This window comes from Aeromonas molluscorum 848 (genome assembly GCF_000388115.1).
In the GTDB taxonomy this organism is placed as follows: Bacteria; Pseudomonadota; Gammaproteobacteria; order Enterobacterales; family Aeromonadaceae; genus Aeromonas; species Aeromonas molluscorum.
The window spans coordinates 1-20536 of record NZ_AQGQ01000063.1; the positions used below are offsets into that span (position 1 = coordinate 1).

General features: G+C 61.1%; 18 protein-coding genes, 1 other RNA gene and 3 pseudogenes. 11 read left to right on the plus strand and 11 right to left on the minus strand.

The genetic code is table 11. The features are described from left to right. Positions 1-983, plus strand: a pseudogene (locus G113_RS10425) (molybdopterin dinucleotide binding domain-containing protein); the annotation flags it as partial. Positions 984-1183: 200 nt separating this feature from the next. On the opposite strand, the gene ssrS reads toward G113_RS10425, so the two are convergent. Both ssrS and zapA read right to left on the minus strand, forming a co-directional pair. Continuing rightward, a non-coding RNA gene (gene ssrS, locus G113_RS20575) (6S RNA) lies at positions 1184-1366 on the minus strand. Between the two features lie 17 nt (positions 1367-1383). Beyond that, positions 1384-1716, minus strand: coding sequence for a cell division protein ZapA (gene zapA, locus G113_RS10430; protein ID WP_005900938.1), 333 nt, complete (start codon positions 1714-1716; stop codon positions 1384-1386). Between the two features lie 173 nt (positions 1717-1889). Between zapA and G113_RS10435 the strand changes: the two genes are divergently transcribed. From G113_RS10435 to G113_RS10470, 8 genes are all read left to right on the plus strand, one after another. Further along, positions 1890-2459 (plus strand): UPF0149 family protein, encoded by a 570-nt coding sequence (locus tag G113_RS10435; protein WP_005900940.1) that lies wholly within the window; start codon positions 1890-1892, stop codon positions 2457-2459. A gap of 156 nt (positions 2460-2615) precedes the next feature. After that, complete coding sequence (gene ubiH / locus G113_RS10440; RefSeq protein ID WP_005900943.1) at positions 2616-3863, plus strand: 2-octaprenyl-6-methoxyphenyl hydroxylase; 1248 nt, start codon at positions 2616-2618, stop codon at positions 3861-3863. Positions 3864-3866: 3 nt separating this feature from the next. Beyond that, a complete protein-coding gene (locus G113_RS10445; RefSeq protein ID WP_005900944.1) occupies positions 3867-5162 on the plus strand; it encodes an FAD-dependent 2-octaprenylphenol hydroxylase in 1296 nt (431 codons plus the stop codon). Between the two features lie 382 nt (positions 5163-5544). Further along, a complete protein-coding gene (gcvT, locus tag G113_RS10450) occupies positions 5545-6642 on the plus strand; it encodes a glycine cleavage system aminomethyltransferase GcvT (RefSeq protein ID WP_005900946.1) in 1098 nt (365 codons plus the stop codon). A 75-nt stretch (positions 6643-6717) separates the two neighbouring features. After that, positions 6718-7107 (plus strand): glycine cleavage system protein GcvH, encoded by a 390-nt coding sequence (gene gcvH / locus G113_RS10455; protein ID WP_005900948.1) that lies wholly within the window; start codon positions 6718-6720, stop codon positions 7105-7107. A gap of 237 nt (positions 7108-7344) precedes the next feature. Then, complete coding sequence (gcvP, locus tag G113_RS10460) at positions 7345-10227, plus strand: aminomethyl-transferring glycine dehydrogenase (RefSeq protein WP_005900949.1); 2883 nt, start codon at positions 7345-7347, stop codon at positions 10225-10227. A gap of 341 nt (positions 10228-10568) precedes the next feature. Beyond that, positions 10569-10949, plus strand: a complete 381-nt coding sequence (locus G113_RS10465) for a SpoIIAA family protein (RefSeq protein WP_083940378.1) — start codon at positions 10569-10571, stop codon at positions 10947-10949. 136 nt (positions 10950-11085) lie between these two features. Then, positions 11086-11835, plus strand: a complete 750-nt coding sequence (locus G113_RS10470) for a class I SAM-dependent methyltransferase (protein ID WP_005900953.1) — start codon at positions 11086-11088, stop codon at positions 11833-11835. A 181-nt stretch (positions 11836-12016) separates the two neighbouring features. Here G113_RS10470 and G113_RS10475 read toward each other — a convergent pair whose 3' ends face one another. The 3 genes from G113_RS10475 to rnt all read right to left on the minus strand — a co-directional run bounded on the left by G113_RS10475 (position 12017) and on the right by rnt (position 14591). Beyond that, positions 12017-12262, minus strand: coding sequence for a hypothetical protein (locus tag G113_RS10475; RefSeq protein ID WP_005900956.1), 246 nt, complete (start codon positions 12260-12262; stop codon positions 12017-12019). Between the two features lie 153 nt (positions 12263-12415). Next, the gene (locus tag G113_RS10480) at positions 12416-13738 is read right to left on the minus strand and encodes a Na+/H+ antiporter family protein (protein ID WP_005900957.1); all 1323 of its coding nucleotides are present in this window, start codon (positions 13736-13738) and stop codon (positions 12416-12418) included. Positions 13739-13910: 172 nt separating this feature from the next. After that, positions 13911-14591: a ribonuclease T gene (rnt, locus tag G113_RS10485; protein WP_005900959.1), complete on the minus strand. Its 681-nt coding sequence runs from the start codon at positions 14589-14591 to the stop codon at positions 13911-13913. Between the two features lie 293 nt (positions 14592-14884). On the opposite strand from rnt, the pseudogene G113_RS10490 reads away from it, so the two are divergent. Both G113_RS10490 and G113_RS10495 read left to right on the plus strand, forming a co-directional pair. Then, positions 14885-15762: pseudogene (locus tag G113_RS10490) on the plus strand (flagellar protein MotY). Between the two features lie 74 nt (positions 15763-15836). Beyond that, positions 15837-16610: a hypothetical protein gene (locus G113_RS10495; protein WP_005900961.1), complete on the plus strand. Its 774-nt coding sequence runs from the start codon at positions 15837-15839 to the stop codon at positions 16608-16610. A gap of 79 nt (positions 16611-16689) precedes the next feature. Here the strand turns inward: G113_RS10495 and gloA are convergent, their stop codons facing one another. From gloA to G113_RS21500, 6 genes and pseudogenes are all read right to left on the minus strand, one after another. Then, on the minus strand, positions 16690-17103 hold the full coding sequence (gene gloA, locus G113_RS10500) for a lactoylglutathione lyase (protein WP_005900964.1): 414 nt from the start codon (positions 17101-17103) through the stop codon (positions 16690-16692). 3 nt (positions 17104-17106) lie between these two features. Next, positions 17107-17748 (minus strand): endonuclease III, encoded by a 642-nt coding sequence (gene nth / locus G113_RS10505; protein ID WP_005900966.1) that lies wholly within the window; start codon positions 17746-17748, stop codon positions 17107-17109. 24 nt (positions 17749-17772) lie between these two features. Beyond that, entirely contained in the window at positions 17773-18492 is a 720-nt protein-coding gene (locus G113_RS10510) for an electron transport complex subunit E (protein ID WP_005900968.1), read from the minus strand. After that, positions 18489-19128, minus strand: a pseudogene (rsxG, locus tag G113_RS10515) (electron transport complex subunit RsxG). The gene G113_RS10510 and the pseudogene rsxG overlap by 4 nt, the downstream one beginning before the upstream one ends. A gap of 156 nt (positions 19129-19284) precedes the next feature. After that, positions 19285-20337, minus strand: coding sequence for an electron transport complex subunit RsxD (gene rsxD / locus G113_RS10520; RefSeq protein WP_005900970.1), 1053 nt, complete (start codon positions 20335-20337; stop codon positions 19285-19287). A 3-nt stretch (positions 20338-20340) separates the two neighbouring features. Continuing rightward, positions 20341-20536: hypothetical protein (locus G113_RS21500; RefSeq protein ID WP_005900973.1), on the minus strand; the 196-nt coding region annotated here is incomplete at its 5' end.

Sequence of the window (20536 nt, forward strand, 5' to 3'; positions counted from 1 at the left end):
AAGGCGCTGCATGCAGGGCAGAGCAAGGTCGCTGGTCTGCCTGGGGGGCAACCGTGGCGGCGGCCGCGCCGGATACGGCCTTCACCTATGCCGCCATGGCTAGCCACAGAACTCAATGTGCAGATCAGCACCAAACTCAATCGCAGTCACTTGCAGGTAGGAAAAGCGGCGTTGATCCTGCCCTGCCTGGGTCGCACCGAACGCGATATCCAGCGCAGTGGCAGTCAGAAGATCACGGTGGAGGATACCTTCAGCATGGTACATGCCTCGACCGGGGTCGCAGAGCCCGTGTCCGAGCTCTGCCTGTCGGAGACCGACATAGTGGCGCGCATGGCCCATGCCACTTTGGGGAGCGAGCGGGTTGACTGGTTGGCGCTGCGGGAGGATTACGGCCGCATCCGCGACTTGATAGAAGAGACCATCGCCGGCTTCAGTGATTTCAATGCGCGCATCCAGCAGCCGTGCGGTTTTCACCTGGACAACTCGGCCGCGCAGTTGATGTGGCGTACCGCCAGCGGCAGTGCCGAGTTCAGAGCCAGTCAGCTGCCCGTCTCCATGCTGCCCGAGTGCACTCGGCATGCCGAGCAGATGGTGGATCAGCCGGTGATGCTGCTGCAGAGTCTGCGCTCCCACGATCAGTACAACACCACTATCTATGGCATGGATGATCGCTATCGCGGCATCAAGGGTCAGCGCAACGTGGTGTTCATGAACGAGCAGGATGCCCGCACCTCGGTCTCGATGAGGGGGCCAGGGTGGACATGGCGGCCATCTGCAACGATGGCCGGGAACGGATAGTGACGGGGTTTAGCGTGGTGCTCTATGACATTCCCCAGGGAAATATTGCCGCCTACTACCCAGAAACCAACCCCTTGGTGCCCATCGATAGCGTAGGGGAGGGATCCTTTACCCCGACCTCCAAATCAATCCCTGTGTTGGTCACGCTCTCCCGCCAATCGAAAAATCTGCTGCAGCGCTCATAACGCTGCGTTGCCATGCCCGTGCGGCCTCTCGTCCAATAGATGGAGTCAACGGGCATGGCATGTTGGATAGCACCGACCCCGAGCAGGTTCAAAGGGGTGACCGCGCAGGTTGCGGGGAAGCCGGGATGCGATAGCCAATGAGGCAGGGCAGCACAGAGAAAAGAAAAGGCCCGTCATCAAGATGACGGGCCTTTTGCTGTTGGTACCCCGGAGATGCCGTTGCCGGTTTGGGCCCTTGAACCGTAGGTTCAAGGCGGAGATCGAGTCTGACCGCAGGCTTCTCGGTCGAGCCGAGCATGCACAATAGCCAGAAGGCCGATCCCCTGTTTGGTTTGATTATCGGCTCGGGGACTTGAACCGGCTGACAAACACTCCAGGGAATTTTAAAACGGGTCGCGAGTTAAGGCTTTTTGCCCTCTTCGCCATTGTCACCATACTGTCCATGCTCGATCAGGGCTGCTTCTATGGTGCGTTGCAGCATCTTGATCCGCTTGTCCATGGTCTCAGAGTATTGGTGGTTCTTCTCTTTTTCAAGGCAGAGCTCATGACAGAAATTGAGCGCTGCCATGATAGCCAGCTGTTCATTGCTGGAGACCTTGGAACGTTGACGCAGCTCGACAAGCTTGCTGGATAACTGATCGGCGGCCTGGCGCAGGGCATCCTGCTGTCCCGGGGGACAGGATACCTTGTAGGGACGTCCCAAAACGACGATTTCTACGGCCTCTGTGCTCATGCCTTCCTCAATACGGCGGGGGTGATTTCCGCCTTTATCCATGTGGACAACTGGGCGGGACTATATAGCGCAGATGCAGAAGTTTCAAGGCCTTGCTGGCTCTGGGCGGGTGAGAATGCTAGGATCTTGACCATCAATTCCGGCTATTTGACTGAACTTTGAGCGGATCCCCGATGAGCAAGACAACCCCCCCCAATTATGCGGCCCTGGCCGACCTCATGGACCAGCACGAGCTGATGGCCACGGCAGTGGAGGCCCACGGTGTTATCTGTGGTCTGATCTGCGGTGGCGTACCGCTGGATGACAAGAGCTGGTTAGCTCCCTTCAATGATCTGGTGAACGACGGTTTCGGTCTGCCAGCCCAGGTGCGCCAGGTGATGACGGAGCTCTACCAGAACGCCATCGAGGGGCTGATGGCCCAGAAAGGGGTCGAGCTGCTGCTGCCCAATGATGATGCGCCCCTGGACGAGCGTATCGATGGGCTGGTGGATTGGTCCCAGGCCTTCCTGGCGGGCTTTGGCGTGGTCCAGCAAGAGCTCTCCAAGGCATCCGAGGAGCTGCAGGAGATGATCCAGGACATTGCCAACATCACTCAGGTCTCGGAGGAGTTCGATCAGGAGGACGAGGAGAACGAGGTCGCCTTCCTGGTGCTCTATGAGCATGTCAAACTTGGGGTCATGATGACCTTCGAAGAGTTTGGCAAGCGTCCCGACACGCCGGACGCGCCACCGACCCTGCACTGAGCAGGGACAAACTGGGCAGTATTGACGAGGCAGCCATGGCTGCCTCGTCTGTTTGCAAGATTGAGCGGCGGACGCCATTTTTGCCCGTGACCTCCCATCCCATCGGGGGCAATTGTGATAGCATGGCCCCACGTTTTATCGGATTCTCTCCATCCCATGACTCACACTGATCCGACTGCCTCCGCCCGTTCATCTGCCCTGCAGGCCGACATCACCCTGGTCGGTGGCGGCATGAGTGGCGCCGTGTTGGCCCTTTCCCTCGCCGCCCTGCGCCGCCCGGATGGCGAACCATTGCAGATAGTGCTGCTCGAGGCGAGTGTCCTCGAACAGGGAGCGCACCCCGGCTTCGATGCCCGTGCCATCGCGCTGGCCGCCGGCACCTGCGAGGCGCTGGCACGCCACGGTCTCTGGTCGGGACTGGCCCCCCATGCCACCCCCATCACCGACATCCACGTCTCGGACCGAGGGCACCTTGGTCAGACCCGCATGACGGCAGCTGAATATGGCTTGTCATCCCTGGGGCAGGTGATTGAGCTTGGCGCCGCCGGTCAGGTCCTGCAAGAGGCCATCGCGCAGACGATCAACATTCGCATGCTCTGCCCGGTCCAGCTGACGGGGGTCACTCCCGGCGAGCAAGCCGTCGAGCTGATCCTGGCCACGGGGGAGCAGATCACCACCTCCTTGCTGGTCGCGGCCGATGGCGGTCACTCCTTCGTGCGCCAAGCGCTCAAGATCCCGGTACGCCGTCATGACTATGGTCAGCACGCGGTGATCGCCACGGTACAAACCGCCGAGCATCCTGCCGGGCGCGCCTTCGAGCGCTTTACCCAAGGCGGCCCCCTGGCGCTGCTGCCGATGCAGCACGGGCGTAGCTCCCTGGTGTGGAGCATGCCGGGGGACGAGGCTGACACCGTCATGGGTCTGGATGACGAGGCCTTTCTGGCCCGCTTGCAGCAGGCGTTTGGCTGGCGACTTGGCCGCTTCCTGCGCGCCGGGGCGCGCCACTGCTATCCGCTGGCGCTCACCGCTGCCGATTATCCTCTGGGACAACGCACCGTGCTGGTGGGGAACGCCGCCCATCTGCTGCATCCCATCGCCGGGCAGGGCTTCAACCTCGGCATGCGTGACCTCGATGCGCTCTATCACGCCGTGGCCAACGCCATGGCGCAAGGGGAGGATATTGGCAGCTATCCAGTGCTGAGTCGTTACTGGCAGGGGCGTCAGGGGGATCAAGAGACAACCATCTGGCTCACCTCGGCCCTGGCCCAGCTCTTTTCCAACGACCATGGCCCCCTGGTGGCCGGCCGTAACCTGGCGCTCTCCCTGATGGCTCGCGCCAGCTGCCTCAAGGGGCCCCTGGCTCGCCAGACCCTGGGCTTTGTCCCCCCAATCACTAAGGAGTAGGCCATGGAGCAGCATGACATAGTGCAGCAGCGCATCGTGCAACAGAGCATGGTGCAATACGATCTGGTCATAGTGGGGGGCGGTATGGTGGGCCTGGCACTCGCTGCGGCGCTCAAGCAGAGCTCACTCAAGATAGCCATTATCGAAGGGCAGTTGCCTGATCCTGTGCTGGCCGCGACGCCGGATAACAGGGTCAGCGCCTTGAGCCTCGCCAGCCAGCAGATCCTGCGCGGGGTCGGCGCCTGGGAGGGCATCCTCTCCCGCCGCCTGCAAGGCTATGAGCAGATGCAGGTGTGGGAGCGTGACAGCTTCGCCCGCATCGAGTTTGATGCCGCCAGTCTGGGGTTGCCCTGGCTTGGCCACATCGTCGAAAACAGGGTCATCCAGCTGGCACTGCAAGAGGCCATATCGGGGGCTCGCCATATCGACCTGCTGGCCCCGGCCAGGGCAAAGAGCCTGCAGCAGGGACAAGCCTGCGCCCTGCTGACTCTGGAAGATGGCCGCACCCTCTCGACCAGGCTGGTGGTCGCCGCCGATGGTGCCCACTCCTGGGTGCGCAAACAGGCCGATATTCCGCTGACCAGCTGGGACTATGGCCATCATGCCCTGGTCGCCACAGTGCGTACCGCCGAAGGGCATGGCGCCGTGGCCCGGCAGATCTTCAGCCCCGCCGGACCGCTCGCCTTCTTGCCGCTCTGGCAGCCCGATCTCTGCTCCATCGTCTGGTCTCTCCCTGCGAATGAAGCGCTACGGCTGCAAGGGTGCGATGAAGAGAGCTTCAACCGCGTGCTCACCGCCGCCTTCGATGCGCGCCTGGGTCTGTGTCGGGTTGAGGGTGCCCGCAGTGCCATACCGCTCACCGCCCGTTATGCCCGCGACTTTGCCCGGGAGCGGCTGGTGCTGGTCGGGGATGCCGCCCACACCATACACCCGCTAGCAGGGCAGGGGGTCAATCTGGGGCTGCAGGATGCTGCCGCCTTGGCGCAGACACTGCTTGCCAATGTCGCCAAGGATCAAGAGATCGGCACCCTGGCCGGGCTGCGCGGTTATGAGCGCTGGCGCAAGACGGAGGCGAGCCGGATGCTGGCGGCCATGGAGGGGTTAAAGCGGCTGTTTGGTGGCGGGCATCCGCTGAAAAAACTGGTACGAGGGTTGGGGCTGAGTGCGGTCGACGCCATGAACCCTCTCAAGCAGAGCCTGATCCGCAGCGCCATGGGACTGGAGGGAGAATTGCCCCTCCTGGCCACAAGAGTGGAAAACGGCGAGGCCTTGAGGGGCATGCCGGGTGAAAAAAACTAATCCCAGGCGCCATTTTTTACAATAAAAGTAATCCGAGAGGCTGATGTGCTTGTTTATGGCATCAGCCTTTAATATGGGTAGGTGGCGAAACGTTTTCCTGTAAATTGTGACGAGACGGTAAAAATCAAAATTTAACCCTGAAAAGTACCGGCCAATACTGTTTTTTCCTCTGTATTTATCATAGTGTTTGGCCGCTATCAGCATGTTGTGGATTAGTTTTTTTTAAGCGGCGCTCCGTCAGGCTTGTCTTATAATCCGCGCCATAGAAGGAACCAGTCCCGTAGCGCCCATGGCGATGTCGGGAGCGAGCCCAGGCCCTGTGGCCTCCTGCTCCACCCGGGAACCGGGTTGGTGCAGGCCCAGGTTTTAAGGAAAAACAGCGATGACCCAGACTACCGTATTGCACCCCAAGCACCTGGAAGCCGGCGCCAAAATGGTCGATTTTCATGGCTGGGAGATGCCCATCAACTACGGCTCTCAACTGGAAGAGCACCATGTGGTGCGCACCCAGGCGGGCATGTTCGACGTCTCTCACATGACCATCGTCGACTTGACCGGCGAGCGGGTGAAAGCCTTCCTGCAACATCTGCTGGCCAATGACGTGGCCAAACTCACCACCCCGGGCAAGGCGCTTTACAGCGGCATGCTGACCCCAGAGGGCGGTGTTATCGATGACCTCATTACCTATTATCTGGACGACAGCTTCTATCGTATGGTGGTCAACTCCGCCACTCGCGATAAGGATCTGGCCTGGATCCGCCAGCACGCCGCCGCCTTTGCGGTGACCGTCAGCGAACAACCCTCCCTGGCGATGATCGCCGTGCAGGGGCCAGAGGCCAAGGCGCTGGCCGCCAAGGTGTTCAGCGCCGAGCAGAACGCCGCCGTCGCGGGCATGAAACCCTTCTTTGGGGTACAAGCCGGGGATCTCTTCATTGCCACCACTGGCTATACCGGCGAGGAGGGTTACGAAATCGTGGTGCCAGAGCATCAGGCCTGTGACCTGTGGCAGGCTCTGCTCGACGCGGGCGTGGCACCTTGTGGTCTGGGGGCTCGCGACACCCTGCGCCTCGAGGCGGGCATGAACCTCTACGGCCAGGACATGGACGAGAGCATCAGCCCGCTGGCCGCCAACATGGCCTGGACCATCGCCTGGGAGCCGAGCAATCGTGACTTCATCGGCCGCGTGGCCCTGGAAGCCCAGAAGGCCGCCGGGGATCAACCCAAGCTGGTGGGGCTGCTGATGGAAGAGAAGGGTGTGCTGCGCACCGGCATGCCGGTCAGCTTCACCAATGCCCAGGGCGAAGTACGCACCGGGGTTATCACCTCAGGCTCCTTCTCGCCGACCCTGGGACTCTCCATTGCACTGGCGCGGGTGCCTCGCGACATCGGCGAGACCGCCGAGGTTGAGCTTCGCAAGAAGCTGGTGACCGTGAAGGTGACCAAGCCGGCCTTTGTACGCAACGGCCAGAAATTGGTATAACTTTTATCGTTTCAGGCTCGGGGTCCACCCCGGGTCAACCCTGTTCAATGATTCAAGTGAATAAAGGAAGCACAAATGAGCCATATCCCGAGCGAACTGAAATATGCCACTTCCCACGAGTGGATCCGTGTCGAAGCCAACGGTGAGGCCGTGGTCGGCATCTCCGAGCACGCCCAGGAGCTGCTGGGTGACATGGTGTTCGTTGACTTGCCGGAAGTGGGCAAGCAGGTCGGTGCCGGTGACGACTGCGCCGTGGCCGAGTCCGTCAAGGCGGCCTCCGACATTTACAGCCCGGTGAGTGGCGAAATCATCGCCGTCAACGAAGAACTGGAAAGCAGCCCCGAGCTGGTCAACTCCGATCCCTATGGCGCTGGCTGGTTGTTCCGCATCAAGCTGGACGACGCCGAGGAGCTGGCGAATCTGCTGGACGCTGACGGCTACCAGAACGTCGTCGACGAAGATTGATGTCGCCCTGGGCCCTGCACGCGTGCAGGGCCTTTTGCTATGAGCCTCTGCATGGCGCGGAGGCTTTGCCGGGGGAGCGCGCAGCCTTGCCGACTGGCTAGCATCCCTGGCTAATCCCGCGGATTTATCCTGTGCGGGATCCTGTCTATCCGCCGTGGGCAAGTGCCTGCGAGCCGCCGAGTGGCACCTCAGCTTGGCAATACCTTCTATCAGGCATATCTACTAGGAAATAGGGAAATGACCCAGTCACTGTTTGAACTCGAGCAAAAAACCAATTTTCTGCGTCGCCACATAGGCCCGGGCGAGAGCGAACTGCGCGCCCTGCTGGCCACAGTCGGTGCCGAGAGTCTGGATGACCTCATCAGCCAGACCGTCCCCGCCGCCATTCGTCGCGATGCCCCGCTCGGGATAGGCGCGCCCATGACCGAGATCGAGGCACTGGCCAAGCTCAAGGGCTACGCCGCTCAGAACCGTATCGCCAAGAGCTACATCGGCATGGGTTATCACGACACCCATGTGCCCCACGTCATCTTGCGCAACGTGCTGGAAAACCCGGGTTGGTACACCGCCTATACCCCTTATCAGCCGGAACTGGCTCAGGGCCGCCTCGAAGCCCTGCTCAACTTCCAGCAGCTGACGCTCGATTTGACCGGCATGGATCTGGCGAGCGCCTCCCTGCTCGATGAAGCCACCGCCGCCGCCGAAGCCATGGCCCTGGCCAAGCGCATGGCCAAGTCCAAGTCCAATCTCTTCTTCGTCGCCGATGACGTTCACCCCCAGGTGATCGACGTGGTGCGCGAGCGCGCCGTCCATTTCGGCTTCGAGCTGGTGGTGGCCCCGGCCGCCGAGGCGGTGAACGAGGAGGTGTTTGGTGCCCTGTTCCAGTACCCCTCGACCACCGGTGAGGTGAGCGATCTGGGCGCCCTGATCAAGGCAGTACAGGCCCAGAAGGGGCTGGCCTGCGTCAGTGCCGACATTCTCTCCCTGCTGCTGCTCAAGTCCCCGGGCGAGCTGGGTGCCGATGTGGTGCTGGGCAGCGCCCAGCGCTTCGGTGTGCCCATGGGCTACGGTGGCCCCCACGCGGCGTTTTTCGCCACCCGCGACGCCTACAAGCGCTCCATGCCGGGCCGCATCATCGGGGTCTCCAAGGACAGCCGTGGCAAGTCTGCCCTGCGCATGGCCATGCAGACCCGCGAGCAACATATCCGCCGCGAGAAGGCCAACTCCAACATCTGTACCGCCCAGGTGCTGCTGGCCAACATGGCGAGCTTCTACGCCGTCTATCACGGCCCGGTTGGCCTCAAAACCATCGCCAACCGCGTGCACCGCCTGACCAGCATCCTGGCGCTGGGGCTCACCGCCAAGGGGCTGACCCTCAAGCACGACAGCTGGTTCGACACCATCACCGTCCTGACCGCCGACAAGGCCGCCCTGGTTGCCCGTGGCGATGCCATGAACATCAACCTGCGCGCCGATCTGGATGGCGCCGTTGGTGTCTCCCTGTCTGAAACCAGTACCCGCGAAGATGTGGCCGAGCTGTTCGACCTCTTCCTCGGCAAGGATCACGGTCTGGATATCGAGACCCTGGATGCCAAGGCGCAGGCTCATCAGGGGATCCCGGCCGAGTTGCAGCGCACCGATGCGGTGCTGACCCACGAGGTGTTCAACAAGTACCACTCCGAAACCGAGATGCTGCGCTATATCCACCGTCTCGAGGCCAAGGATCTGGCCCTGAACTACGCCATGATCTCGCTCGGTTCTTGCACCATGAAGCTCAACGCCACCGCCGAGATGATCCCGGTGACCTGGCCCGAGTTTGGCAAGCTGCACCCCTTCGCCCCGCTCGCGCAGGCTAAAGGCTATCAGCTGCTGTTGGCGGATCTGGAGAACTGGCTGGTCAAGATCACCGGTTATGATGCGGTCTGCATGCAGCCCAACTCCGGTGCCCAGGGTGAATACGCGGGCCTGCTCGCCATCAAGAAGTACCACGAGTCTCGCGGGGAAGGGCATCGCGATGTCTGCCTGATCCCGGCTTCTGCCCACGGTACCAACCCGGCCTCCGCCCAGATGGCCAGCCTCAAGGTGATCGTCACCGCCTGCGACAAGTCCGGTAACGTCGATCTTGACGATCTGCGCGCCAAGGCGGCGGAAGTGGGAGACAGGCTCTCCTGCCTGATGGTCACCTATCCTTCCACCCACGGGGTGTACGAGGAGACCATCAAGGAGGTGTGCGACATAGTTCACCAGCATGGTGGCCAGGTCTATCTGGATGGTGCCAACATGAATGCCCAGGTCGGCGTCACCGCCCCAGGCTTCATCGGTGCCGACGTGTCACACCTCAACCTGCATAAAACCTTCGCTATACCCCATGGCGGTGGCGGCCCCGGCATGGGCCCCATCGGCGTCAAGCAGCACCTGGCACCCTTCGTCGTGGCCGGCCACTCCGTCATCAAGACCGACAAGAGCAGCCGTGACAATGGCGCCGTCTCAGCCGCGCCGTTCGGCTCGGCCAGCATCCTGCCCATCAGCTGGATGTATATCGCCATGCTGGGGGACGAGGGGCTGAAGAAATCGACCCAGGTCGCCATCCTCAACGCCAACTATCTGGCCAAGAAGCTGGGCGAAGCCTTCCCCGTGCTCTATACCGGTCGCAACCACCGTGTCGCCCACGAGTGCATCCTGGATATTCGTCCCCTCAAGGAAGCCTGTGGCATCAGCGAAATGGATGTAGCCAAGCGCCTGATGGACTACGGTTTCCACGCGCCTACCATGAGCTTCCCGGTGGCGGGTACCCTGATGGTCGAGCCGACCGAATCCGAATCCAAGGCCGAGCTGGATCGCTTCATCGAAGCCATGACCGCCATTCGCGCCGAGATGGAGAAGGTGAAGGACGGCCACTGGAGCCTGACCGACAACCCTCTGGTCAATGCACCGCACACCCAGGATGACGTCATGGACGAGAGCTGGGAGCGGGCCTACACCCGCGCCGAGGCGGTCTTCCCGTCCAGCGCAGTGCGTGCTGCCAAGCTGTGGCCTTCGGTCAATCGCATCGATGATGTCTACGGCGATCGCAACCTGTTCTGCTCCTGCATCCCGACTGAGGATTATATCGGGGAGTGAGGCGCCTGACGGCTCGCTGACGACAACGGACTTGGCCCAGGCCAAGTCCGTTTTTTTATGGTGCATAGACAGGATTTGAGTCAGGGGTCTGATCATGGGCATGCTATTGCTGCGCCGCGCTAGGTTCGACTAAAAGCCCTCTTTATCGCGCAGGGTTGGCCGATGTTGTCAGCGTTGGGCGGACTGAAGGGGAGTGAGAGACAAGCAATCATGACTTATCTCGCCTTTTCGCCCAGGGAGAGGTGGTCAGGTCCTGGGTGATGTCTGTCTCTCCCTGCGCGGATTAGACTGACATCATGGGCGCCTGGATGAGGCGGCGGATAGCCATCGGAGGATAGGTGATGAGAATGCAACAACATGGGCTGACCCTGGGCCTGGCCCGGGTGAATGATGTCTCCTTTATTTCAATCAAGGCGGTTGGCAGACTGAGCCATGAGGATTATCTGGCCATCACCCCCATGCTGGAGGCGGCGCTGAGCCGGGTCGAGGGCAGGGGGATGAGGGTGCTGCTCGATGCCCGCGAGCTGGAGGGGTGGGAGCTGCGCGCCGCCTGGGACGATCTCAAGCTGGGGCTCAGGCATGGCAGCGAGTTTGGCAAGATAGCCCTCTATGGTCAGCCGGGCTGGCAGACTCTCGCCGCCCAGGTCGGCAACTGGTTTATCTCGGGTGAGGTGAAGGCCTTTGATGACGAGGCGGCGGCCATCGATTGGCTGACCGAGTAGAGCGGTTGATGGGCGGTGACTTGGCTGGATGCTGCCAAGGATGGGAATCCGAGCCGATAGGCGCCAGGCAACGGGGTCATGTCATCACGGCCTGACCCTGTGTCTCCCGGAGGCAATCATGCAAGAGGAGCATGTAATGGACAGTACCCAACGATTCTCGGCCCGGGTTGAGGCTTATGTGAAGTATCGCCCCGGTTATCCGGCGGCCATGCTGGATTTTCTGACGCAGTGCCTCGGCATGGGACAAGACGCCGTGGTGGCCGATGTAGGGGCGGGTACCGGCATATTGACGGCGGAACTTGCGCCGCGGGTGAACCGAGTCTGGGCGCTGGAGCCCAATGCTGACATGCGCGCCGCCGCCGAGGCGTTGCTGGCCGGGGCAAGCAATATCTGCTGGCAGGCAGGGAGTGCGGAGGCAACCGGTCTGGCCGATACCAGTCTGGATCTGGTTGCCGTGGCCCAGGCCTTTCACTGGTTTGACCGGGCCGCCTTCAAGGCCGAGTGTCGCCGAGTGTTGAAGCCAGGTGGCCGGGTTGCCCTCATCTGGAACGACAGGCTGACCGACACCCCGTTTCTCAAGGCCTATGAGGCGGGGTTGCGTGCCTATTCCGGCGACTATGAGGAGGTCAATCATCGCAACCTTGGCGAGGCCGACTTCGACGCCTTCTTCGAGGGAGAGTATCGGCTAGATTGCTTCGATAATTGCCAGATGTTCGACCTTGAAGGTGTTCTGGGGCGGCTCAACTCCTCCTCCTATGCGCCCGCCATCGGCAGCGAGGCTTATGAGGGGCTGACGGCGCTTATTCGCCACGAGTTTGCCCGTTGCGCCGTCGATGGCCAGATAGCCTTCAACTACCGCACCCTGGTCTATAGCGGTCGGGTCTAAGATCAAGCTCTCGCAGGCTGCAAGACGCGATAGCTGCGTCAATATGGTCACCGGGCCAAGGCATCGGCTCCTGGCGCCATCATGAAAAAGCCCTCGCCGTGGCGGGGGCTTTTGCTCTCTACCTATGGGGTAGGGACAGGGCCGGATCGTCGGTTCGGCCTGATTTTCAGGGCAAGGTGGCTCAGGTCTTGTCGATGCCGAGCAGCGCCTTGGCCCTGTCCAGGGTATCGACGGACTCCTGATGACGCCCGGCCTTGTGCAGGGTTTCGCCTTCGGCCCTGAGTGCTTTGACCTCGGCGAGCTGCTCGGCATTGAGCGCCGGGCCTGCCGCCAGGGCATCGTCTATCTGTTTCATGTCGATCGGGCAGTGGAACGCCAGGGCACTGGTGCTAAACAGCAGGGCAATCAGCCAATATGCAGGTTTCATGGGTTAGCTCCTTGTTGGTCAGTTGAAGTATATAGGCCATCGCCCATCTCGCGGGCTGAGCCACTGACCTGCTGGCCGGCGCTAGCCCGCGCCCAGTAAAAAGCCCTCGTGGAGCGAGGGCTTGTCTACTTAACGATGACGCCGGGGAACCTGTTACAGCACCATGGCGGCAATCCAGCCAAACAGGATCAGCGGGATGTTGTAATGAATGAAGGTGGGTACCACGGAGTCCCAGATGTGGTCGTGCTGGCCGTCGGTATTGAGGCCAGAGGTGGGCCCCAGGGTCGAGTCGGAGGCGGGGGAGCCCGCATCACCCAAGGCGCCGGCTGTACCTATCAGAGCGATGGTCGCCATGGGGGAGAAGCCAAATTGCAGACAGAGCGGCACGTAGATGGTCGCAATGATGGGCACTGTGGAGAAGGAGGAGCCTATCCCCATGGTGATGAGCAAGCCAACCAGCAACATCAGGAAAGCGGCGACCCCTTTGTTGTGGCCGATCAGGTTGGCAACAGATTGCACCAGGCTCTCGACCCCTTGGGTCTCCTTCATCACGGCGGCGAAACCGGCGGCGGAGATCATGATGAAGCCGATGAGGGACATCATGCGCACGCCCTGGGTGAAGGCATCCTGACTCTCGCGAAACTTGATGACGCCACCGCAGGTGAAGATGATGAACCCGGTCAGGGCGCCCAGGACGATGCTGTCGGTGTAGAGCTGCAGCCCCAGCGCCACGGCGATGGCGAGCAGGGCGACCCAGATGTGGGTCAGGTTCAGCTCGACGGATTCGGGCTCGGCGGCCAGGATCTTGGCCAGATCATACTGGCGCGGCTTGCGATAGCTAATGAAGACGGCAACCAGCAGACCGAGGAACATGCCAAATACCGGCAGCGCCATGGCTTGGGGGATCTGGCTATTGACCAGGGTCACACCGTTATCCATCAGGTTCTTGGCAAGGATATTGTTGAGGAAGATGCCACCAAAGCCGACCGGCAGCAGCATATAGGTCGCGGTCAGACCGAAGGTGATGACGCAGGCCACCTGGCGTCTGTCCATCTTCATCTGCGCCATGACGTGCAAGAGTGGCGGTATCAGTATGGGGATGAAGGCGATGTGGACCGGGATCAGGTTCTGGGAGGAGATGGACACCGCCAGCACTGAGGTCAGCAACAGGGTCTTGACCCAGAGCATCCGCGATTGGCTCGCATCCTTGCCGAGTTGACTGATCACCTTGCGAGCCAGCAGATCCGTGATGCCCGAGCGGGAGATGGCGACCGCGAAGGCCCCCAGCATGGCGTAGGAGAGGGCTATCTCGGCGCCGCCACCCAAGCCACCGCTGAAGGTACTGAGGGTATCGGAGAGCGACAGGCCCCCGACCAGGCCGCCGACGATGGCGCTGACCGACAATGAGACGACCACATTGATCCGCAGCAGGCTGAGCACGAGCATCAGCGAGACTGCGATAACAACAGGATTCATGTGACTTCCTTATAATGATGTGTTGTTGTCTGGCGTGTGAAAGGGCGTTAGTTTGCGAAAAACGGGACAAAAGTCGAGTAAAAATTCATATAAATGGCTCTGTCAGTCACTTCCGCGAACGGATATCAAAGAAGGGCTGCCGTGGCAGCCCTTCTCGCAAGGCAATAGATGACTACTGTTCGGAGGCCACGTCTTGCTCCGTCGCCTCGTCCACGGCTTCATCGCTTTCCAGCAGAGGCCAACCCCCCAGCGCCTTCCAGCGATTGACGATATGACAGAACAGCAGCGTGGTGCGCTCAGTGTCATAGAGGGCCGAGTGCGCCTCCTTGTTATCGAAGGGAATGCGGGCGGTCTGACACGCCTTGGCCAAGACCGTCTGACCCAGCGCCAAACCCGAGAGGGCGGCAGTGTCGAAGGTGGCAAAGGGGTGGAAGGGATTGCGCTTGAGGCCCGCACGTTCGGCGGCGGCCATCACGAAACCGTGATCAAAGGGCGCATTGTGGGCCACGACGATGGCGCGGTTGCAATCCTGCTCCTTCATGCCCTTGCGGATCCCCTTGAAGATCTCGGTGAGTGCTTCCTTCTCGTCCACGGCACCGCGCAGCGGGTTGTAGGGATCTATGCCGGTAAAGTCGAGGGCTGCCTTCTCCAGGTTGGCGCCTTCGAAGGGGGCAACGTGGAAGTGAAAGACCTGGTCGGGCACCAGCCAGCCAGCCTCGTCCATCTTGAGGGTGTAGGCGGCGATTTCGAGCAGGGCATCTGTCTTGGCATTGAATCCAGCGGTTTCAACATCGATGACGACGGGGTAAAAGCCACGGAAACGGCCTTTGAGAGTGTTAACAGCGTCGGTCATGGGATCTCGGTCGGCTTGAAGTGAGGCGGCATTATGGCAAATCAGCCTCCATTTGTCGCGCCCGGGTGACAGGTCAACTAGGTTGCCCATGCCGCAGACTCAGCCGCTGATCTGGTCGCTCCCGGGTGACAGGCGCTCAAGGTTGCCCATGACCCATGCCCGCCCCTCTGGTCTCGAGCGGCAAAGAATTGCCGCCTGCTCCCTAAAGCTTGTCCGGCGGATGCCGATACAGGCTTGAGAAAGATGAAAGGTGTCCGTGTGACATGGGCGCGGACCTGGCAGAGGAGAGGCGAGTGAAGGCGTGGACCTTGGGATTGATCAGCATGTCGGTGAGCATGCACTTGCAGGCGGGGGTGACCGAGTTTGGCGCCGGCCTGGATCAATCCGTCTGGCGCCTGACCGCAGACAGCCAGGTCGAGTGTCGTCTCGAACACCCCATCCCGAGCTGGGGCACCGGTGCCTTTGTGAGCCGGGCCGGGCGCAAGATAAATCTTGATTTTGAACTCAAAGGGCTGCGTCAGCAGGCGCAGACCCAGACGGTGAGTCTGGGCAGCATGCCTCCCAACTGGCGTCCGGGCCTCGCCGGGCGAGATATCAGCCAGCTCCGCTTCTTCAAACAATTTGACGGCCTGGTCGATGGCCAAACGGCCTGGACCATGCTCGACGAGCTTGAAAATGGTCGCATGCCCACCTTTCAGTACCGGGACTGGTATCGTCAGAACCGGGCGGTACGGGTGTCGCTCTCCAACGTTAACTTCAGGGTCAAGTACCAGGCCTTCATGGATTGCCTGAACGGCCTCTTGCCGTACAGCTTCAATGACATCGCCTTTAGCGTGCTCACCTATGACAAGAACAGCGACAGCCTGTCGGCTTCCTCCAAGCGCCGGCTTGCCATGATCAGCGAGTTCATCAAGGCGGACAGCGACCATTGATGTGGTGGTGATCGACGCCTACAGCGACAGCTATGGCGGACGCTGGCCGAACCAGAAGCTCTCCGAAAAACGCGCCGATGCCATCAAGAAGGTGTTCCTCGATTTGGGGATAGAAGAGGGGAAAATCTCGGTGGAAGGCCATGGGGGAGAAGCAACATGTCGCTTCTAACGAGACTGAAGAGGGTCGAGCCAAGAACCGGCGGGTCGTGATCAGCATGGGACGTAGCGGAGCCATCTGATTTTTGTTAGTTTGGGACTCACGGGTGCCGGATAAGGGATGCTGGCGCCATGATGCGATGAGAGATACCCCCAGATGATGAAACTGACAGCCCTAGCAGGCTTGGTATGTACCCTGGCACTGACTGGTTGCGCCAATACCCCCGACCAACAGGGTCCTTATGTCCAGGAACCCACCATGAGCTGGGCCTGGAACGTCACCGCCTATGGTGGCTACCCTAATCTGATCCGTGACAACCCCTATCGCGAACAAGTCAGCCTCAGCGAGCAAGAGGGCAAGGGTATCATGCTGCCCGGCTCCCTGGTGCAGGCCTATCCGCTGACCCGTGCCAGCGTGGTAACGGCGCCCCTGCGGGATGGCGAAGCCTATGATGATGCCGAGGTGGTGCGCCGCGTCCTGCTTGAGCAGTACCAGATCCGCGAACCCCTTGCCGATGTGAGCCAGGAGCCCATCCGCCTGCAGCCCCTGCTGCGTTCCGGCAACCTTGCTGGCCTGACGTGCCATGACTATCAAGCTCCTCTGCTGGTGACGACGATCAGCATTGGCGCCTATACCCACGAGTGTCTGGTGCCGGGTTATGAGGAGTTCAGCGTCTACGTAAAAGCGGTACGTGAGGCCGATGGCCGCGAGTTTGGCCCCATACTGGGTCTCTCCCCGGGACGTTATACCGTGCTGACGGTACGCAGCGACCTGGGGGATCTGCTGGTGCCCCGCGCCTTGCCAACGGTGCCTATCTTCCAGTTTAAAAACGGCATCTATGTGGTCAACAGCAACGAGTTGCCCTTCGTTGCCCCCAATCAGGCGGGCAAGCGGCTGGTATTCCTCGACGGACAGCCTAGCTTGCTGTGACATGGCGGTTTATCAATAGCAGAGGGGGAGCCAATGGCTCCCCCCTTTTGTTATCGTCCCGGCAGCCAGCCCTGGACGATCAGACGCTCTCGCCCAGACCGTGACCAGCATCTTTCTTGGCGATTAGCTCAATCTTGTAGCCATCGGGGTCTTCGACGAAGGCGATGACGGTGCTGCCACCCATGACGGGACCCGGCTCGCGGGTGATCTTGGCACCCGCGGCGCGCAGTGCCTCGCAGGTAGCATAGATGTCGTCGGCTTCCAGAGCGATGTGACCGTAGGCCGAGCCAAGCTCATACTCGCTGACACCCCAGTTGTAGGTCAGCTCGATGACGGCCTCATCCTTCTCATCCCCATAACCGACGAAGGCCAGGGTGTACTTGTACTGGCTGTTCTCGCTCTTGCGCAGCAGCGTCATGCCCAGTACGCGGGTGTAGAAATCGATGGAGCGTTGCAGATCGCCAACGCGCAGCATGGTATGCAGAATTCTCATTGCTCAGTTCTCCGGGTAGATTTTTTCTTTGTACTCACACAAGTCTTCAATGATACAGGAGCCGCAGCGCGGCTTGCGAGCGAGACAGGTGTAGCGTCCATGCAGGATCAGCCAGTGATGGACATCCAGCTTGAACTCGGCGGGGACCACCTTGAGCAGCTTCTCCTCCACCTGATCCACATTCTTGCCTGGCGCGAACCCCGTGCGATTAGAGACCCGAAAAATATGGGTGTCCACGGCGATGGTCGGCCAGCCAAAGGCGGTATTGAGCACCACATTGGCGGTTTTGCGGCCCACCCCCGGCAGGGCCTCGAGGGCCTCGCGGTTCTCGGGTACTTCGCCGCCATGACGTTCCAGCAACATGGCGCAGGTCTTGATGACATTCTCGGCCTTGGTGTTGAACAGGCCTATGGTCTTGATGTACTGCTTGAGGCCATCGACCCCGAGCGCCAGTATGCTGGCCGGTGTATTGGCAACCGGATAGAGTTTGTCGGTCGCCTTGTTGACCCCGACATCTGTCGCCTGGGCCGAGAGCAGCACCGCGATGAGCAACTCGAAGGGGGTGCTGTAGTTGAGCTCGGTCTTGGGCGACGGATTGTGTTCGCGCAGCCGCGCCAGGATCTGGCGGCGTTTCTCGTTATTCATCTCTCGCTCACATGCGGGTTGTATTTATAACTCGGTGGCGCGGGCGCCCGGTGCCGGCACGCTGCAATGGGCCTTCTCTGCCACCTGCTTGCGGCCTAGCCAGTCATTGATGCCATTCTTGGCGGCGATGAGCAGCCCCAGGCCGATAAAGCCGCCGGGCGGCAAGATGGCCAGCAGCAAGGCCGAACCGGGGGCGAAGATTTCGATGCGCAGGGACTTGGCCCAGTCGCCGAGCAGCAGGTCGGCACCATCAAACAAGGTGCCCATGCCGATGATCTCGCGCATGGCGCCGAGCAGTAACAGTACCAGCGTGAAACCCAACCCCATCATCAGGCCATCGAGAACCGCCAGCAGGGGAGGCTGCTTGGAGGCATAGGCCTCGGCCCGCCCTATGATGACGCAGTTGGTGACGATGAGGGCGATGAAGATGCCGAGCGCCTGATAGAGGCCATAGGTATAGGCATTCATCAGCAGCTGCACGCAGGTCACCAAGGAGGCGATGATCATCACATAGATGGGGATGCGAATATCGCGGGGTACCCAGTGACGAACCAGGGAAACCGCCAGGTTTGAGCCTATCAGCACCGCCATGGTGGCCAGCCCCAGTCCCAGGGCATTGGTGAAGGTGGAGGAGACCGCCAGGGTCGGGCAGAGCCCCAGCACCTGGACCAGGGAGGGGTTGTTCTTCCAGAGCCCCTGGAGCATCAGCTCCTTGACTTCGCTACTTTGCTTCTCGTCGCTCATTGGCTCTCTCCGGCACGTTCACAAGAGGGGGCATCTGCCAGCACCTCGGGGTGAGTCTGTTGCAAACGCAGCAGGTTGGCAACCGCCTTCACCACGGCTCTGGGGGTGATGGTCGCACCGGTGAAGGCATCAAAATCACCGCCATCCTTTTTGACTGCCCAGCTATTGGCATTGTCTCCGGTCAGGCTGTGACCATTGAAGCTCAAGATCCAGTTCGACTTCTTCAGCTCAATCTTGTCTCCCAGCCCCGGGGTCTCCCTGTGCGCCAACACCCGAACCCCGCTCACCTTGCCCGAGGCATCGGTGCCGACGATGAGGCGGATGGCGCCGCTGTAGCCATCGGGGGCGACAGTCTCCAGGGCATAGCCGGTCACCTTGCCTGCCAAAATGGCGGTGTAGAGCGGCATGGCCTGCTCGCTACCAAGCAGGGGGCTGGTCACCTGCTTGCAGCTGGCCACCAGATCGTTGTCATAACTGCCCGGGGGGGATCAGCTCATTCAAGGTGGCGAGCTGCTCTCTTTGTTGCTGATGGGCAATCTTGTCTTGAGTGAGCAGATGGGTCGCCACCACCAGACTGGTGCAGACTAGGGCAAAGAGAGCCAGAGTGAGGCCATTCTTGCGCATGCTGGTTAACATATTGGCACTCCTTGAACGGCACGTGGGCAGCGGCTCATTGGCAAGCCTCCCCATCGGACATGAGGGGCGAGCATGGCAAATCATGCCAGGGCGAGGCCGATTTGGGGCGTACCGGCTGGCATGGCGGCACGCCTGGAACGGCGTGGAAAGTGCGGATCATTTGCGGCGCTCTCCATAAGATTTGGGACGAGTCAGGCTGTCAATCATGGGGACGCAAAGGTTGGCCAGCAGCACGGCGAAGGCGATGGCGTCCGGGTAGCCCCCGAAGCGGCGAATGAGGTAGATAAGCACACCGATGAGGGCACCATAGACGAGGCGGCCCCGCGCCGTGGTGGAGGCGCTGACCGGATCGGTGGCGATGAAGAACGCCCCCAGCATGGTGGCGCCGCTGAACAGGTGGAACATGGGAGTGGCGGTGACGTCGGGGCTGATGAGATAGCCCAGGGTCGCGGCGCCAAACAGGCTGGCCAGCACGGCGACCGGGATCCGCCAGGCAATCACCTTCTGTTGCAACAAGAAGAGGCCGCCCAGCAGATAACCCAGATTGACCCAGCTCCAGCCGATACCGCCCCAGCCCTCGAACACCGCATGGCTCATGACTTCACTGGCGGTCAGTCCCTGGCCCAACCCCGTCTTGAGGGTATCGAGTGGCGTCGCCATGGTGAGGCCATCCACCCCCTGCTTGAGCTGGGCCATGCTGTAGCCGTCCAGGCTAAAACCGGTAAAGATGGTCGAGACGGCGTCACCAAAGCCGATGCCGTAGGCGCGAATGCTCTCGGGCGGCAGCCAGCTGGTCATCTGCACCGGGAAGGAGACCAGCAGCAGCACATAGGCCACCATGGCAGGGTTGAACAGGTTCTGACCCAGACCACCATAGAGGTGCTTGGCGATGATGATGGCAAAGGCGGTCGCGACCAGGGTCATCCACCAGGGCAGCAGGGGAGGCAGCGCTATCCCTATCAACACGGCGGTAAGCAGAGCACTGCCATCGAGCAAGGCTGGCTTGATGGGGCGAGCCCGCAGGCGCAGTACCAGCGCCTCGCAGCCAAGCGCCATGACAGCGGCCAGGGCTATCTGGATCAGCGAGCCCCAGCCGAAGAACCAGAGCTGGGCGGCCAGTCCGGGCACGCAGGCCAGAATAACCAGCAGCATCAGGGTCTGGGTCTGCTTGCGGTTATGGGCAAAGGGGGCACTGGCAATATTGAACATGACTCAGGTATCCATCTTGCTGTCGGAAATGGTGTCCCGTTCGGCTTTCTTGGCCTTGGCGCGGGCGATGGCGGCGGCAATGGCAGCCTTCTTGGGATCCGCAGTGTCGGGGGGCAGACTCACTGCTGGTGGCACTGGGTGGTGCTGGCTCTGCTGCGGGAGCAGCTTCTTCTTGCGCGGCCTTTCTCGCTTTGGCCTT